The sequence below is a fragment of the uncultured Fibrobacter sp. genome, assembly GCF_946062555.1.
Classification (GTDB): Bacteria; Fibrobacterota; Fibrobacteria; order Fibrobacterales; family Fibrobacteraceae; genus Fibrobacter.
In genome coordinates this window covers 31,888-49,282 of sequence record NZ_CAMGVQ010000027.1, presented here as the reverse complement: position 1 = coordinate 49,282, position 17,395 = coordinate 31,888, and the positions used below count along the sequence as shown (strand labels likewise).

Below are 17,395 nucleotides of genomic sequence, written 5' to 3'. Positions count from 1 at the left end.
CGCGAAGGCGACGCGCTCGCTGCTGGCAGGAGATTCCATCGACGTCCTTGCGATGCATACCGATAGCCGCGAGCCTATGCGAATTGCGGATTCCCTCGGAATCTGGATTGTGGGCTATAACCTAGACAATGCGGAATTTTATCCGGAACATTTCTTGACGGCTCCGATATGGCGCTGGGAAAAGTTCTATACACCGAATATTTTCAATGTACTCAAGCACAAATTTGAGGGAAGAAGCTATTGGAACGGTATCGAATCGGGGATTGTCGATTTGGCGCCGTTTACTGCGCATGTGCATCCGGAAGCTGTAAAGTTGGTTGAGGCTGAACGTGAGAAGATCTTGAATGGGTCTTTTGATGTGTTTTACGGTCCGATCGAAGATAATACGGGGATGGTTCGCGTTAATGATGGTGAAAGCATGTCGGATAATGATATGTTGAATCATTTCAACTGGTTTGTCAAGGGGGTGAACTTTGATGAAAAGTAAAATCACGATAATAGCATTGCTTGCGGTTGTCGCGTTCTTCGTTTTGCTGTATCTTTCTTTCTCGAAGGTCGGTAATGAAGAAGTAAAGAAAATAGCGGAAGTCCAGAAACTCCGCATCGGATTTGTCTTGCTGAGTGATACGGTGGATAATGGCTGGAACGAAACGCATTACAGGGGAATCAGGTCCGCCTGCGACAGTCTCGGCGTCCAGATGTCCCTGATTACGGAAATTCCCGAAGAAAGGGTACCGCTGGAAAAGGCCGTGAACGATATGATTGCCGATAGTCTTAAAATCATCGTTCTCACCAGTTATAGCTATCCCATTATCATAAAGGATATCATCGAAAGCCATCCGGACGTGATGTTCTACGGAATTAACTGGGAATTTGAGGCTCCCAATTACAAGGCATACTTTGCGCGTATCTATCAGGCTAGGTATCTGGCCGGTATCCTTGCGGGGGCGATGACCAAGACGAACCATGTCGGTTATGTCGCTGCCATGAAAAATATTCAGGTGTACCGTGGCTTGAACGCCTTTATCCTTGGCGTTCAGAGTGTCAATCCCAAGGCGAAGGTTTATGTGCGATGGACGAATTCCTGGAACGAAGGCGAAGTGGAAACCGAAAATGCGAATAAGTTAATCGACAGTTCCGGCATTGATGTTATTGCGTTCCATCAGGATAGGGCTTATATTATCGAGGTGGCCGAAAAACGTGGTGTGTATTGCATCGGAAACCATGTAGAGAAAAACCGGTTCTCGTCCAAGATGTTGAGCTCCATTGCACTCGACTGGGTGATTATCTATAAGGACTTTATCCAGGATTATATCCAGAAAAAGGATAACGAGAATATGGATTACTGGCTAGGTCTTGAAAAAGATGCCGTGGGATTGTCTTTTTATTCAAGCGAAGTACCTGATTCTGTAAAGACGCTCGTAAATGGTGCTATCGAAAAAATCAAGGCAGGGTACAATATGTTCTCGGGTCGGATTGTCGATAGCAAGGGCAAGGTCCGTTCCGAAGAGGGAGAAACCATTAGCGACGAAGTCTTGCGTAGCGATATGGAATGGCTTGTAAAGGGCGCGGTTGAACCATGATCAAAAAATTCGGGGCGCGTCCCCTGATCGGGCTCCTGTTCTTTGTCCTGGTTCTCCTTTTGGTGGGAGTCCTGCTGCGTGTCAAGTTCTCGAGCCTTTTCCAGAACTATGTTGAAAAACAGGTCGCTTTCCAGGCTGAAAATTATGCGTCAGCCATAGGAGAAAGGTTTGTGCTTGAGTTGAAATCCTTGGCGGGAATTTCTGCAGGACTTTCTGCCGAACCGCAACATCTCGAACATATGCTTTCGACTCTGAAGGACGGCAACGATGAATATAATTATGGCGTCGTTGCCTTGAACGGGAAACACATTTTTTCCGACGGCCCTCAAGATGTTCATGCTTCGGAGTTCAAGGGAATTTCCGAATCGTTTCACGGATCGAGATATATCAGTTACTTTAAGGGAAAGGGACTGATGTTTTCTGTTCCTGTGTATAGCGGAAAGAACGTCAAGTATGTACTCTATAGGCTTTATAAGGACGAAAAGGTTGTCAAGAATTTTGGCATCATATGCTATAGTGGCAAGGGATATGCTGCCATCAGGGATTCCAGGGATAGCATCATCGTCAGGTCCGCGAACGATTCGCTCGCAAGTGATTTGCTTTGGGGTGAAAACGGTTACGGAGCTGTTCGTGAAAAGCTAAAAAGCGGATTGAATATCTCGATTGCTTCCGCTGCCAAATGGGACGTAGATGGTTTCGAGTACTATTACTTTGTCGCGGAACTTAAGTTGCCGGGATTCACGTTGACGGGGCTTGTTCCCGCCGATGTGGTCGCTTCGGAAAAGGATAGCATCTCGTTCTTGATCCTCTGGGTTTTCGGATTGCTGATTTTCATGTTCATCATTGCGATGATCTATGTGGTGTTCTCCGAAAGAAAGGCTCGCGAAAACAAGGAACTGCTCCGGGAAAAGGAAAGTGCAAGCAGGGCCAAGAGCCTCTTCCTTGCCAATATGAGCCACGAAATCAGAACGCCGATCAACGGAATTCTGGGAATGGATTCCATGCTCCTCAAGGAATGCAGTGATGAAAACCTGCGTGATTATGCCTTGAACATTCAGAATGCTGGGCAGACGCTTCTTTCGTTGATTAACGACATCCTGGATATTTCCAAGATCGAATCGGGCAAGATGGAAATTTTGTCGGTGAAGTACAGTGTTTTCTCGGTGCTGAGCGACTGCTACAATATTGTCTCGACCCGTGCCCGTGACAAGCATCTGGATCTTGTCATGGACATTTCGCCTGATATTCCGTCGAGCCTATTTGGTGACGAAGTACGTATTAAGCAGATTATCAACAACTTGCTGTCGAATGCGGTTAAGTACACGAACGAAGGTTCCGTGATGCTGTCGGTGCGTGCCGAGAAGAACAATTTGAGTCCGATGTCCGAAAAGTTCGCCAACGAGGTCGTGCTCTGCATCCAGGTGAAGGATACGGGCATCGGAATTCGCGAATGCGACCGCGGGAAACTGTTCCAGAACTTTGTCCGCCTTGACGAAAAGCGGAACCGCAATATCGAAGGAACTGGCCTCGGGTTGAATTTGACCCGACAGCTGCTGGACATGATGGGCGGCACCATCCATGTGGATAGTGTCTATGGACAGGGTTCCACCTTTACCGTTCGACTTTTGCAGCAGGTCAGCGACGAGACGCCTATCGGTGATTTTGCGAAGCTGTACAAGCAGCACCAGAAGACGGTGGGCGAGGCCCATGAGTGCTTCGAGGCGCCCGATGCGTGCGTCCTTGTTGCCGACGATATGCAAATGAACCTGAAGGTATTTGCAGGACTCCTCAAGGAAACGAAAATCCAGATCGATATGGCTGTCAACGGAGCGGAAGCGCTGCGGTATATACAGAAAAAGCATTATGATGTGATTTTCCTGGATCACATGATGCCGGTGATGGATGGTATCGAAGCCTTCCGTAAGATGAAGAAACTGGAAGAAAATCCGAATTCCATAACTCCTGTGGTGATGCTTACCGCAAATGCGGTGGTGGATGCCAAGAATCTCTATATGGACGAAGGCTTCTCGGATTACATCACGAAGCCAATGCGCGAGGAAGTTTTGCTTGCGACTTTGAAGAAGTTCTTGCCGAAGAAACTGATTCATGTTGTCAAGAAAAAAACGGACGATGAGCTTGCTTCGGTTGACCCGACCCCAGTTGCTGCGGCTCCGGTTGCCGAAAAGAGCAACGCGCAACCGTCTCTATCCGATTTTCTGGATACGGCGACGGGGCTAGCCTACTGCATGAACGATGAAAAGTTTTATCGCGAAATGCAGGAAGAATATGTCAAGGGCGACAAGACGAAGGAGCTGGCGGAATTCTTTGAAAAGGAAGATTTCGAAAACTACCGCATCGTGGTCCATGCCCTGAAAAGTTCTTCGCTTACCATCGGGGCGACCAAAGTCTCCGAGGCGGCAAAGGCGCTGGAAATGGCCTGCAAGGAAAGTAACCTTGGATTCGTAAGGCAGAATCACGCGGCGTTCGTGGAAAAATACACGGCGCTCCTGGCGGCTCTGAAAAATTCGTAATCGTCTCGTTTGCGTATATAAAAAGAAAGTCCGACCCAGTCGGACTTTTTTTAATTAAATTCATTTTTTCTGGGAAGCGAGCTAGACAAGGCGCGAGGCCTCGTAGCGTACTAAAAGGTACGTGAGAGGCCGAACAACGCAGTATAGCGAAGCTTATCGGGAAAACGGCGTCATCACCTGCCAGAGCACTGCCTTGTGAGCGTGCAGACGGTTTTCCGCTTCTTCGAAACTCATGTTCACGTCCAGGTTGTCCATGACGGAGTCCGTGATTTCTTCGCCGCGGTGAGCCGGCAAGCAGTGACTGACCTTGCAGTGAGCCGGAGCGAGTTTCAGGAGTTCGTCGTTGATCTGGAACGGCAGGAAGTGACTCTGCTTGGAGGCCTTTTCGCCTTCCTGGCCCATGGATACCCACACGTCGCTGTAGAGGATGTCGGCGTCCTTGACGGCTTCCTTGGGGTCGTGGAATACACGGTACTGGCAACCGTGCTTCTTCAGGCCGGCCTCGGCTTCTTCTACCACCTTGGCGGGCTGTTCGAAACCCTTGGGGCAGGCCAGCGTGAAGTTCATGCCCACCTTGGAGGCGAGGGCGAGGAAGGAGTTGGCGACATTGTTACCGTCACCGATAAAGGCGACAGTCTTCGGCTTGCCATCGGCGTTCTTGAAACCGCCCAGGTTTTCGCAAATCATCTGGGCAAAGGCGATTGCCTGGCACGGATGGTAGTCATCGGTCAGGGCGTTCACGACCGGCACGCTGCCGTATTCGGCGAGCTGTTCGACGAGATCCTGCTTGAAGCAACGGACTACGATGGCGTTCACCCAGCGGCTAAGGCAACGGGCGACGTCCTTGACGCTTTCACGCTTGCCAAGACCGATGGAATCGGGGGCGAGCAACACGGCGTGGCCGCCGAGCTGGTTCATGCCGACCTGGAAAGTAGTGATGGTTCGCAGCGAGGGCTTTTCGAAGAACATGGCAATGTTCTGGCCGTGAAGACGGTCGGATACCTTACCAGCGTGAACTTCCGCCTTGAGGCGAGAAGCAATTTCGATAGTTTCCAGGATTTTTTCTTCGCTCCAGTCCATGAGGCGGAGGAAATGCTTGTTGCGATCAATCATCTTCTATCCTTTGGGCAAGCCCTATAAAAACAAAAAAAGTAAAAAACGGAGCTTTTACACTCCGTCTTTAACAGGAAATCACAATAGAATGCTAACGGATATTAGCGAAGTTTCTTTTTGTGACGGTCACGACGACGGCGCTTCTTACGCTTGTGAGTCGCGATCTTCCTGCGCTTTCTTTTCTTTCCGCAAGGCATGTTGTTTCTCCGTTAAGGGTTAAACTAAAAATTGTATGCGCAAATAGAGAAATTTTTAGGGGCTTTGTCAAGGGCAAAATGCCTCCAAAACAGATAAAAATATGCAAAAATCCTAGTTTAGGGTGGGCGTGGTCCAGTCTTGCCAGTCCGCCGCGTTGTAGCTTACGCCCTTCGCCTCGATCTTACCCGTATTTTGAGTTTTGTCGTCGAACAGGTATTTTTTCACGAAGGCGGTGAGCTCGTCCTTGTTTTCGACAGGGAAACTGCAGTGCATGTGGTTTGCTGCCTTGCTGTAGGTAAAATCCTTCTCGGCACCGAGGGCCTTGAAGATTTCGACGGTGGACATGGCGTTTGCGTAGCTGGAGCCTTCACCGAGCCATACCCAGCCGGTATTGTCGAGAACCAGGAGCGCGCGCGGGGCGACCATGCCGGTCAGGTAATGGTGGTCTGTGGGCAGGTCATTGATTCTGTTGCCGTAGTTACAGAGCGAGGAACGGAACCAGGCGGCTTCCTGACAGGCGTGGCTGAGCGGCTGTGCTTCGCTGTCCTTGGCGGCGCTACGCCAGTTGGAAGCTCCGCCGGAGCCGGATTCCTGCGGAATGACGAGCGCGATTCGTGCATCGAAGGCACCTGCCACGGCGGCACCCTTGCCAAGGCGAGAACATCCGGTAACACCCAGGTGGTGAACATCGATGCCCGCTTCGGGCGTTTTTTCGAGGGCGTCGATGAGGCGGCTGATGCCCCAGGCCCAGGCAATCAGCGAACCTGCGCTGTGGTTGCTGCCATACATATTATAGAATTCGCCCGATCCACGCGGCTTTTCGGGAGTGACGTTGTCCTGGTTGAACGAAATGGTGGCGACATTCAATCCCGAGTAATCCAGGCTTCCTCCGCTGAACCCGATAATGGCGGGCTTCGGGGTGTCCTTGGTGCCTGCACCGGAAATCTTGACGCTGAAGCTGAGGGTTTTCCCCTTGTCTGTAACGGTGACCTTGAGCGAACCGCCGGAGTAGCTTCCTTCGACTTTTTCGGGATTACGCGGCTTTTCACCGAGCTCCACCTTTTCAAGGAGTGCAGCGATTTCTTCGCGGCGGCATTTCCACCGGTCCTTGGTGGTGACAGCGGATCCGTCGAACATGGTGAACGGATCGGGGAGCTTGGCGTTTGCTCCAATGTTCGGGATGTTGGTGACGGGACATTCGTCGCGGAAGTCTTCCTTGAAGGTGTCACCAGGGTTAACGACGGCAGCTTCGCTGGAGCTGGACTCTGTCAAGGTCGCCTCCGAGGAACTGCTGCCCCAATGATGGTGGCTGCTCGAAGATCCTACGATCGGAGCGGCGTCCGAGGATTCAGGCTGCGGTATACCGGTGTCGCTTGAAGAAGCCGGTTCGTTTGGAATCTGCGGGTTATTGGGATCGACGAGGGTATTTGGACCAAGCGGGCTGTTCGGATCCAGGAGGCTCGGAATCGAGTCCCCGTTGGGGTTCTGCTGATTTGCCGCATTGGCCGAATCGGCGTTGTATTGGCCATATTTTTCAATAAGGCACTGTTCAGTTACACATTCTGAGGCGGTGCTATTTTCGTCTCCACAGGCCCAAAACCCGGCGGCTATTGCCACCGGCAAGATGATTCTCCACTTTTTCATTACCCAATCCTTTCTAGATGCAATGAATTTTACATCTGCAAGTACAAATAAAATAAATCCGAAAATGCAAAATGAATCCCAAACGGGGCTTTTTCCGTTGTTCGCCTTTACAACGCAGGATTTGGCCGCGTTGCGGCTATACCCGATTGTAATGTTGACTTTCTTCTGCGAAATCGGCTTGACTAGCGCTTAATCTGCGCGGCGACAATAGCGACCATCATAATGGTGCAACCGCAAATTTCACGGGCCGAAAGCTGTTCTCCTAGAATGGCCCAGCCTGCAAGTACTGCGAATACCGATTCGAGGCTCATCGTGAGGGAAGCGATGGTGGGGTTCACCTTGTCCTGTGCAACGATTTGCAGCGTGTAGGCGATGCCGCTGGAACAGAATGCGGCAAAGCAGAGGCCTGCAACTGCCCGTGGGTTGACTGCTGCTGCGGCAACAGCGCTAAAGTCCAATGCAGGGAACTTCAAGTCGAAAAGAACCATCAGTGGAGCGGTCAGCACGCCGATGGTCAGGAATTGAATTGCCGAGACGCGTATCGGGTCGACTTGGTTCACGAATTTGTCGATGACTAGAATATGGAACGAAAAGGCTAATGCGCAAAGTAACGAAACGCCATCCGAAAGTTCCAAAGAGAAACCGTCCTTGATGCAGAGCAGGTAAAGCCCGACGGTGGTAATCGCGACGCAAATCCATGTCTTAGGCGAAATGCGGTGTCCAAGAATGAGCCTTACGACCGGCACGAGCACGATGTAGCACGCCGTTAGGAAACCCGCCTTTCCGGCAGGAGTGCCGAGGAACATTCCGAGCTGTTGCAGGTTCATGGCGGTGCAAAGGGCGAGCCCGTAAAAGAATCCCGCTTTCCAAAGAAGCTTGGTTTCGGCGGGGGAGCGCGGCCTGCGCGGACTTTTGCCGAATGCATCAAGAATTTTGAAAACTAAGGCAAGGAACCCGGCTGCGATAAAGCAACGGATGCACGAAAAGGCAAACGGCCCGAAGGTGTTCCCTTCAATCTGGGCAACAAAACCCGACCCCCAAATGAACGCCGTCAATACCAATAAGAGACTGTAGCCGAAACTTGCCATGTCGACAATATATAGAAAATGGAAATGGAAAAATCCCTTTTTTGAAAAAATATTGAACATTGCAAATCAAGGAAACTTGAAAAAAAACATCTTTTTCTATTATTGTTGATGTGAAAAAGGACTTGAAAAAGACGGTTGATACGGTGAATACGATTTCTTTTGTGGTCGACGTGGGCAATTCCCACACGGTGATTGGTATTTTCAAGGATACCAAGGTGGTTGATTATTGGCGCCTGACCACCCGCAAAGAAACCACCTCTGACGAAGTGATGAACAAGGTGGGTGGTCTCTTGAGGTTTTCCAAGATCAAGTCCGAAGAGATTACCCATGTGGGACTTTCTACCGTGGTGCCCGCTTTGGAACGCCCCTGGATCAAGGCTCTGGATTCCTTGCTGAAAAAGCGGGTGCAGGTGGTGAATTCCAAGAACTGCATGGGTTTGCAGATTAATTACCAGAACCCGTCGATGGCCGGTGCCGATCGCTTGTGCAATGTGATTGCCATGCGTGATGCAGGCTTCAATAATGCGATTGTCGTGGATATGGGGACCGCTACCACTTTCGACGTCATGAAGGATGGCGCCTTTGCAGGTGGCGTGATTATTCCCGGCATCAACGCGAGCCTGGATGCCTTGACGGAAAAGGCCGCGCGCCTTTTGCCCGTGACGATTGAATGGCCAGAGGCCGTGGTGGCAGACAATACCGATGACGCTATCCGCGCAGGTCTTCTGTATGGTTTCCTGGCCCAGTTGGAATTTCTTATTGGCAAAATCAAGAAGGAAATGGCCTGCGACGATATGCCTGTGTATGCGACCGGCGGTTGGGGAAAAACGATTGCTCGCAGGACGTCCTTGATTGACAAGTATGATCCGTTCTTGACGCTACGAGGGATTCGTCTGGTCGCCTTGAACGGAACCACTGCGGCTGCTTACGGCGAAGAGACGCGGGACACCGAGGAAGAATAATATTTCTCAAGTAAGAAGGGGAAAATTAATGTCACTTATGGCCATAATAGCTATATTATGCTCGAATAATTGGAGCTTAATATGCGTTGTCTAGTTACTGGTGGTGCAGGTTTTCTGGGAAGTCACTTGTGCGAGCGTCTGTTGAACGACGGACATGAGGTGATTTGCCTCGACAACTACTTTACAGGGCGCCTGGTGAATGTCGACCACTTGCGCGACAACCGCCGCTTCGAACTCATCCGCCACGATGTGACGGAGCCTATCCTTTTGGAAGTGGACCGCATCTTTAACCTTGCGTGTCCGGCAAGCCCCATCCATTACCAGTTCAATCCGGTAAAGACTATCAAGACTAGTGTGATGGGAGCCATCAATATGCTCGGCATGGCAAAGCGTGTAAAGGCCCGCATCTTGCAGGCGAGCACCAGCGAAGTCTACGGCGATCCGGCCGTGCATCCGCAGACTGAAGACTACTGGGGAAACGTGAATCCCATCGGTATCCGTAGCTGCTACGACGAAGGCAAGCGCGTCGCGGAAACCCTGTTCATGGATTATCATCGCCAGAACAATGTGGACATTCGTATCGTGCGCATCTTTAACACCTATGGTCCGCGCATGCTCATGAACGATGGCCGCGTGGTCAGCAACTTTATCGTGCAAGCGCTCAAGGGCGAAGACATCACGATTTACGGTGATGGTAGCCAGACGCGCAGCTTCTGCTATGTGGATGACCTTATCGAAGGCTTTGTCCGCATGATGAACCAAGACAAGATTATTGGACCGGTGAACATTGGAAACCCCGGCGAATTCACGATGCTTGAACTCGCGAAGGAAGTGCTTGAACTCACGAGCTCCAAGAGCAAGATTGTGTACAAGCCGCTTCCCGGTGACGACCCGAAAATGCGCCGCCCCAACATCGATCTTGCAAAGTCCGCCCTCGGTTGGGAACCGACGATTCCCTTGCGTCAGGGCCTCGAAAAGACGATTGTGTATTTCGACAAACTGTTAAAAGATTCTAATCATTAACCCTTCAATTCTATGGCCACGAAAAAAATTTCTCTCACGGGCATCAAGCCCACCGGCACTCCTCACCTGGGCAACTACCTGGGAGCTATCCGCCCGGCACTTGAACTTTCGAAGACCTACGATACGGTCTACTTCATTGCCGACTATCATGCGCTTACTACCGTGCAGAACGGCGCCGAAATGCGGGCCAATATCTACAAGATTGCGGCGACCTGGCTCGCTCTTGGCCTGAACCCCGAAGAAGGCCTGTTCTACAAGCAGAGCGACATTCCTGAAATTTTCGAACTCAGCTGGGCTCTCAGCTGCTTTACGCCGAAGGGCTTCATGAACCGCGCCCACGCCTATAAGGACAAGGTCGCGAAGAACGAAGCCGCTGGCGAAGATCCGGATGCCAACGTGAACATGGGTCTTTATTGCTACCCGTGCCTCATGGATGCTGACATTTTGATGTTCAGCGCTGACATCGTGCCCGTGGGCAAGGACCAGAAGCAGCACGTTGAATTTGCCCGCGATATCGCCATCAAGTTCAACAAGCATTTTGGCGAAGATGTGTTCACGATTCCGGAACCCGTGTTTCAGGAAACCACAGGAATTATCCCGGGCCTCGACGGCCGCAAGATGAGCAAGTCTTACGACAACGTTATCGACATCTTCCTCGAAAGCAAGGCCTTGAAGAAGAAAATCGGCAAAATCGTGACGAACTCCCAGGGCATCGAAGAACCCAAGGATCCGGACTCTTGCAACGTGTTCAAGTTGTATAAGCTGTTTGCCACTCCGGAACAGACCGAAGCGCTCGCGGCCCGCTACCGCGCCGGTGGCATGGGCTGGGGCCACGCCAAGCAGGAGCTCCAGAACGTTCTCGAAGAACATCTGGGTGCAGCCCGCGAAAAGTATTTCTACTTGCTGAACCACACCGAAGAAATCGACAAGATCCTTGCCTACGGTAAAGAAAAAGCTAGAGTAAAATCTAAGGCGATGATGGAAAAAGTCCGTAGCCTTCTTGGTACGTACTAATAAGAGGGACCGCCCGGTTCACTAATACGACCGCTCGGTCTAATGCCGCGAGGTTCGTACCCCGAAGCCCTCGCTCTCACCATCACGACTCGTTAATACGAGTCGCTTATGGCTCACTAGTTCCCGTGGCTGCCTTCAATAATCCAATTACACAGCTCCTCGATACTTGCGTAGTCGGGGAGTGTTTTTATAAAGTTCGGCGATTTGCTGCGCTCGATGAACTTGCTCCAGGCATTTTCGTTCTTGGCTTCGAGACCTAGATGTTCTTCGATGGCGCCTTTTGTCCATACCCAGATTCCCTGACTGCGGAGCTTCGCGTGAATGCTGCGGATGGGTTGTTGCGCTTCTTCCATCGAGGCCATCATGGCGTATGCCGTCGAGGCACTGATATTGCTGTGCTTGTTGACGGGGAGCCCATTTACCAGGCGCAGGTGATTGTGGAAGGCGAGCTCGCGGAACAGGTCGCGGCAGTACCTGATGTCGGGGTCGTTTGCTTCCAAAAATCCGTCGCGGGTGGCGGTGGTGAACGCGTAATCTAGGTCAACAATCGCACGCACGGGCATGTCCATGGCGTCGAGTACTTGCATGCTCTTGCGGGTGTTGCTGACACCGCCCTGGCGAACCAGTGCACATTTAATGAGGGCGAAGGATTGCCCAGTAATGCGTTCAAAAAGCGCGGGGAGCACGCGCCATTCGGTCTTGCCTTCGGTGAGCAGCACGTAATCGGCGAACAGAAGCTCGTTACTGTTGCTAAGGCTGAATAGCATCTGCAGCTGGCTCGGGGCGTCCTGCACCACCTGGTGCACGGCGTCTTCCATTCGCTTGCGCATAAAGGTTCCGCGGGCCTTGTTCTTGCGAATAAGCAGCGAGGTGCTGACGTCTTCGCTGGTGACCATCTGGGCGCTGTGCGTTGCGAAAACCACCTGGTAGCCTTCGTTCGAAAGGTTCTTGAGGGCGACGCGCACAAGTTCCACCGCCTGCGGGTGCAGGTAGAGCTCCGGTGAATCGATGAGCAGCAGCGTTCGACTCAGGTAATGGTTGTTGTGGTGCTTTTTCACGTCGGCGAGGTAACGCACCAGGGCCATCTGGATGGCGCGCTTGCTACCTTCGCCCATGCGGCTGATGTCGCGTTCGAAACCGTCGTCTTCGTCGATGACCTTGAGGCTTGCCTTCTTGAGGAACGTCTCGAGGGTCGGCATGGGAATGTCTAACTCGACTTTCACGCTCGGGAACAGCGGCGAAAGCTTTTCGTTGACTTCTCGGTCGAATGCGCCGATTTCGGCGGCGCGGTTTTCGCTGTCGGGCGAGAGCAGGTCGCAGAACTTGTTCAGGAGCGTGTTGATTTCGCTTCCGAAGCGGCGCTCGAGCGGCTTGAAAATTTCATGCAGAAGCTTGGTGAAGACCTGGTTCCCTTCAAAGTCCCAAATGGCGATGGATTCGGGGAACATGCGGTGGTAGGCTTTCTTGAATTCTTCGCTGGGCCTGACCCATTCGCGCTTGTCGCCTTTGCGGTGGTTGCTCGGCACAAAGACCAGTACTTCGATTCCTTCCGGATTTTCGCCGGGAATGCGCTGCACCTTCTTGACGCGCAGTCGGCATGGCCCTTGTGGTGTATTCTGCAAGTAGGGGCGCACCGCGGCGGCGCGCTCTTCGCCCAAGCGGCCGAGCACCTGTTCCGAAATACCGTCAAATACGCCGATGACTTCTACGGGGCGATTCGGGTCGTCAAAGTACGAGATGTCGAACGAAAAATTGGACAGGAGCCAGCGAATGCCCATCAGGATATTCGTCTTGCCCGCATTGTTGTAACCGATAAGGGCAGTGAAGCTACTGAGCGGAAACGTCTGCCTCTGGATAGAGCGCAGATTCGAAATCGTTATCTCGGAAAGTCTCAGTGCTTGCGGTGCCATACCCTGAATGTATATAAAAAGTGGCGGGAGGGAACACAAAAAATGCCGTTTTTTTGCTTTTTGGGGCGTTGTCCGGAAACAACGGGTAATTTTTTGCACTATTTTGGATTCGTTTTTGCAAATCTATATTTATATTAGTGGTGATGAGTGTATGGAAATGCCGTGTTGCGCGGCCTGTTTGGCTTTGTGTATCCGCCGTTGGCTTGGCGGGTGTTATTTCAGCATTTTGTTTGACAGCGTGTTCTTCTCATGACACTACCGCAGGCAATAGCGCCGAGACGGGTTCCCCGGAACTCGCGGGCATCTTGGTTTTGGATGGCGGCAAGCCGGCTGTGCATGCGCGGGTGCAGTGCGTGCCGGGCGACTACAACATCATTGCTGCAAGCGAGGCTGAACAGGTTCTACCCTCTGCGTTCGAAACCGAAACGGATGAAAACGGCAACTACGAGTTTGATTCCATCCCGTCGGGAAGCTTCACTCTCGAGGCTTTCCATCAGGAATCGGGCCAGATGCTTCTTGTGCAGAACCTGAGTGCCGAACAAGATGAACCGCTTACCGTAAACGACACGTTGCAAGGTCCGGGTACGGTCAAACTTCTCGTATCGGGTGAATTCCGCGAAAACCAAAGCGGTGAGGCCATTGTCATCGGGACGACGATTCGCAGAAAGGTTTCTGTGCAGAGCGGGAAAATCGTGGTCGATAGCCTCCCTGCGGATACTTTTGAAATTGTTGTTTACATGGATGGCATGGATCCGATTGAATTTAGGGATGTTTCTGTAAAGCCTGAAGAAACGACTGTTTGGGGCGATTCGGTGACGTACACATTGAAAGCTCCGCTCGCACTCCCCGAAGGAATCGATTCTCTCGGTGTCGTCGTGAGCGATTTCCCGCTGGCCATCCGCTTGACAGAAATTCCTTTTGATTCTGCGGAGGTGATGAACGGCCGTTGGGAGGCCGTGCGCATTTCGCAGGATGGAAACCGTAGCAAGAAGCTTCCTATTGCGCAAACCTACTTTGACGCTTCTGCCAAGGAAGCCGTGTTCTGGGTGAGCGTCGATTCGCTGAATGTTTTTGATTCGTTGGAAATTCATTTGGACAACACCATGGACCCTGCGTACGCAAAGGATGTGTTCCCCACGAACCGCAGCTATTCTCTGGTGTGGCATTACGATAGTGGCCTGGAACCTGTAGACGATGGTGCGGAAAAGGGCTACTTCGAGGGGCTGCCGACAGGGGCCGTGGCTGCCGACGGTGTTGTGGGCAAGGGTGCAAAGCTTGAAGAAGGCGATGTTATTGTTGCCGAGAATTCGAGTGCGGCTGATTCCTCGCGCAAGGTAAACCTGAATTACGACGGTAGCGAATATTTCTGTTTCTCGGTGTGGGTAAAGCTCGAAAGTCTTGAAGCGGAGCAGATCATTTTCAAAAAGTCCAAGGAATATGCATTGCGCTATGTTCCAGAGATTGGCTTTGTCGTGGATCTCTGGGTTCCCGATTCAAGTTCCGATTCTGTGAAATATGCTTGGTCGTCGGGAATGTCAGATATCAAGGCGGGCGAGTGGGTGTATGTCGCCTTTAGCCGCCATACGATATCGCAGTCCAATTTCTACGTGAACGACCGCAAGATTGAAACGGAGCCGGAACAAATCGCCTGGACGGGCACTCGTGATGTCGCAGACTTTGAAGTCGGCGGCTTTACCGGTACGATTGACGAACTCATGCTCGGTAGCTGTTACCGCGATGACGACTGGACACGCCTTACCTACCTGAACCAGCGTCCCGAAAATTATTGGCCGATCGTTACGGCTGAATAGAGGCAAAACATAATTGCGGCGAAGCCCGTTGTCCCTAGACAACACGTAAATAAAGTTTTCGATACTCCTTAGCTTGCTAGGGAGTATTTTTATGTCAGCATAAAAGTTGGAGTGTGTTATGCAAAAAAGTTGTTTGGGATTGATTCCGGGCGCCGTTTTGTCGGCAGCCCTAGGTGTTCACGCATACGCGGCGTCGGGTGATGCCTACACGTGGCCCGGCTACCGCAGCGACTTGGATTACGATACGAAATCGAATCTGGGCGACATTCAGCCACCGACCAAGTTCAATAACAATTGTTCGGGCGTTACCGGAAAGAAGGCTGGTAAGTGGTGGGCCTTCTATTGGGGCAAGGATCGCGACAGCCGCATTACCGACGTGACGATTGATTCGATTCTCAAGAAGTACGATACTGACTTTGAGTATTTGTACAATGAGATGGGCTGGGCGCCGGATGCCCAGGCGCAGGACGGCCAGTACAGCGCCGTTTATTACTACGGCTCGGGGACATGTGCCGGTGGTGCGAAGGAAGATACTACGGGCGGTTGGCAAACGTGGGTCGCGGGCTACACGGCCGTGGCGGCCTCGTTTTATCCGCTGTACAGTTTCAATACGAGTTGCCCTTACCACGATCGTGTGGCGCAGATGGATGCGATGATTCACGAGGGAATCCACTCGATGACGAACGGTTACCCCGGCGCAAAGGATGCGCACTGGTTTCAGGAAGCAGGTAACACCTGGATTCAGCAGGATATGTTCAGTCATCGCGATGGTGTATACAGCGGTATGGGATTTTTGAATGCGGCGACGGTCATTGCGCCGTTCATGCCGATCGAATGCTATTCGGGCTGGCTCGTCGACGGTACCTTCGGTGGCCCCGGCGGCGGTGCCGATGACGGTGGCGTGACCGGCAAGAATCAGCGTTACCTGCTGGGGGGCTCGCAGTACAGCAACATCTTCCCGACGTTTATCGGCACATGGATTGGAACGGGTGCGGTGCGCTGGATTTACGGAAACGCTTACGGCAAGACCAAATACCTGCTCGAAACCTACGGCCTCGACAAGGGCCTTGGCGATGCGGGCGTGCGCAGGCTCATTACCGAATTCCGCGCAAGGCTTGCGATGCTTGACATGAAAAAATGGTCCGGCGAAATCAGGAACCTGCTGAATCAGCATTTCGGAAGCGACACCTACTGGGAACAGGACATGTGGGACAACAACAGGAAAAGCTACACCTGGACCATGACGCCCTACCAGACGGTAACGGAAAGCAACGGTTACCTTGTGCCGAATCAGGAAACAACTCCGGGTTGGTCTGGCTCGAACGTGGTTCCGCTGAAGGTGCAAAACGGAGCAAAGGAAGTAACCGTGAGTTTCTACCCGAACGGTGCCAACTCCAATAACAAGAACATGAACTTCTTGCTGTGCTACCGCGCGACCGACGGTACGCCTGTGTACAGCGAACCCATTACGGGTGAAGGCTCCGCGACGCTTCGCTTGGACAAGACGCCTTCTTCGACGAATGGCACGTCGATGGTTTTCGCGGTCATCGTGAATACCGATTACCAGTACACTGGCAATACGGGAATTCGCAAGCTGCATTACGATTATAAGTTGAAACTGGAAACGGGCGTGAGTGGCGCAGGGGCTGCAAACGTCAAGTACTACAACGATTTCAAATTGGATTACGAGTGGCCAGAAATCGGCGAAACCCCGGTTGCGTCCAGTAGCTCTGTAGCTTCGAGCAGCTCTGTCGCGCCAGCAAGTTCTAGCAGCGTGCCGGCATCCAGCAGTTCCGAAAAGGTTGTCTTGGACGGTGCCACGACGTACACCATCACGGTGACGCTGCCGATTGACGACAATTATGCGACGGTTGCGGCAAAATTTGATGTAAATGAAATCGCGAAAAAGCTTGGACTTACAGCAGCGACGCTTTCACAGGCGACCTTCTTTGCCCAGGAAAGCGACGGCAACGTGGTGACCAACAGTACCGCTACCGCTCCGGGACACTGGTTCGGTAAAGACGGTAAGGTGGTGGAATGGGGCGAGTCCGCCTACGTCTTCAGCGAAGCCGACTTGTCGAAGGGTACGCTTGCCGTCGGACATTATCCTAACAGCGTGAAGGACGGCGAAAAATACAGCTTTACGCAGGGGCTTTCGTACAACGGAAAGTCGGTGCTGTTCAAGGTAAATGTGACTATCACCAACGAAAAGGGGAGTGGCGAGGCGACAACGGCGTTGATGTGTGGACTCGAGGGGCTTTCGACTCATGTTGACCTTGCGCTTCGTCGCGGACAGATCGAGGTACGTTACACGCTTCCGCTGCGTGACAATGTAAAAATCAGCCTGTTTACGGGCTTTGGCGCTCTAGTAGCCCAAGAAATGGTTGGCGTGCAGAATGCCGGTGCGCATACGTTTGCGTTTGATATGAGGGGCTTGCCTATGGCGACCTATATCGTGAAGGTGACGACCGGTAGCTATCGCGAAGCGAAATCGATAAACATTTTCCGATAAATCGAT

At 52.0% G+C, this 17,395-nt stretch carries 11 protein-coding genes and 1 pseudogene; 8 read left to right on the top strand and 4 right to left on the bottom strand.

The annotated features are described in order from the left end of the window. The 3 genes and pseudogenes from Q0P86_RS09565 to Q0P86_RS09555 form a co-directional block, all read left to right on the top strand. Nucleotides 1-487, top strand: a pseudogene (locus Q0P86_RS09565) (BMP family ABC transporter substrate-binding protein); the annotation flags it as partial. Next, nucleotides 477-1,583, top strand: coding sequence for a BMP family ABC transporter substrate-binding protein (locus Q0P86_RS09560; RefSeq protein WP_295039039.1), 1,107 nt, complete (start codon nucleotides 477-479; stop codon nucleotides 1,581-1,583). The pseudogene Q0P86_RS09565 and the gene Q0P86_RS09560, both read left to right, overlap by 11 nt. Beyond that, nucleotides 1,580-4,114 carry an ATP-binding protein gene (locus Q0P86_RS09555; protein ID WP_295039037.1) on the top strand — a complete coding sequence of 845 codons (2,535 nt, stop codon included), beginning with the start codon at nucleotides 1,580-1,582 and terminating at the stop codon, nucleotides 4,112-4,114. Before Q0P86_RS09560 ends, Q0P86_RS09555 begins: the two co-directional genes overlap by 4 nt. A gap of 153 nt (nucleotides 4,115-4,267) precedes the next feature. Here Q0P86_RS09555 and argF read toward each other — a convergent pair whose 3' ends face one another. From argF to Q0P86_RS09540, 3 genes are all read right to left on the bottom strand, one after another. Then, complete coding sequence (argF, locus tag Q0P86_RS09550; protein ID WP_290995448.1) at nucleotides 4,268-5,227, bottom strand: ornithine carbamoyltransferase; 960 nt, start codon at nucleotides 5,225-5,227, stop codon at nucleotides 4,268-4,270. Between the two features lie 309 nt (nucleotides 5,228-5,536). Further along, nucleotides 5,537-7,069 (bottom strand): hypothetical protein, encoded by a 1,533-nt coding sequence (locus Q0P86_RS09545; RefSeq protein WP_295039035.1) that lies wholly within the window; start codon nucleotides 7,067-7,069, stop codon nucleotides 5,537-5,539. A 182-nt stretch (nucleotides 7,070-7,251) separates the two neighbouring features. Beyond that, entirely contained in the window at nucleotides 7,252-8,157 is a 906-nt protein-coding gene (locus Q0P86_RS09540; protein ID WP_291024061.1) for a DMT family transporter, read from the bottom strand. A gap of 110 nt (nucleotides 8,158-8,267) precedes the next feature. Between Q0P86_RS09540 and Q0P86_RS09535 the strand changes: the two genes are divergently transcribed. From Q0P86_RS09535 to trpS, 3 genes are all read left to right on the top strand, one after another. Further along, nucleotides 8,268-9,119, top strand: a complete 852-nt coding sequence (locus tag Q0P86_RS09535) for a type III pantothenate kinase (RefSeq protein ID WP_295039032.1) — start codon at nucleotides 8,268-8,270, stop codon at nucleotides 9,117-9,119. A gap of 81 nt (nucleotides 9,120-9,200) precedes the next feature. After that, nucleotides 9,201-10,142 carry a UDP-glucuronic acid decarboxylase family protein gene (locus Q0P86_RS09530; RefSeq protein ID WP_290994112.1) on the top strand — a complete coding sequence of 314 codons (942 nt, stop codon included), beginning with the start codon at nucleotides 9,201-9,203 and terminating at the stop codon, nucleotides 10,140-10,142. 12 nt (nucleotides 10,143-10,154) lie between these two features. Continuing rightward, nucleotides 10,155-11,156, top strand: coding sequence for a tryptophan--tRNA ligase (gene trpS / locus Q0P86_RS09525; RefSeq protein WP_290994110.1), 1,002 nt, complete (start codon nucleotides 10,155-10,157; stop codon nucleotides 11,154-11,156). 116 nt (nucleotides 11,157-11,272) lie between these two features. On the opposite strand, the gene Q0P86_RS09520 is transcribed toward trpS, so the two are convergent. Continuing rightward, nucleotides 11,273-13,066 (bottom strand): AAA family ATPase, encoded by a 1,794-nt coding sequence (locus Q0P86_RS09520; protein WP_295039029.1) that lies wholly within the window; start codon nucleotides 13,064-13,066, stop codon nucleotides 11,273-11,275. Nucleotides 13,067-13,296: 230 nt separating this feature from the next. Between Q0P86_RS09520 and Q0P86_RS09515 the strand changes: the two genes are divergently transcribed. Beyond that, complete coding sequence (locus Q0P86_RS09515) at nucleotides 13,297-14,877, top strand: LamG-like jellyroll fold domain-containing protein (RefSeq protein ID WP_290994106.1); 1,581 nt, start codon at nucleotides 13,297-13,299, stop codon at nucleotides 14,875-14,877. Between the two features lie 118 nt (nucleotides 14,878-14,995). Further along, entirely contained in the window at nucleotides 14,996-17,389 is a 2,394-nt protein-coding gene (locus Q0P86_RS09510) for a DUF4859 domain-containing protein (RefSeq protein ID WP_295039025.1), read from the top strand. Nucleotides 17,390-17,395: the final 6 nt, after the last annotated feature.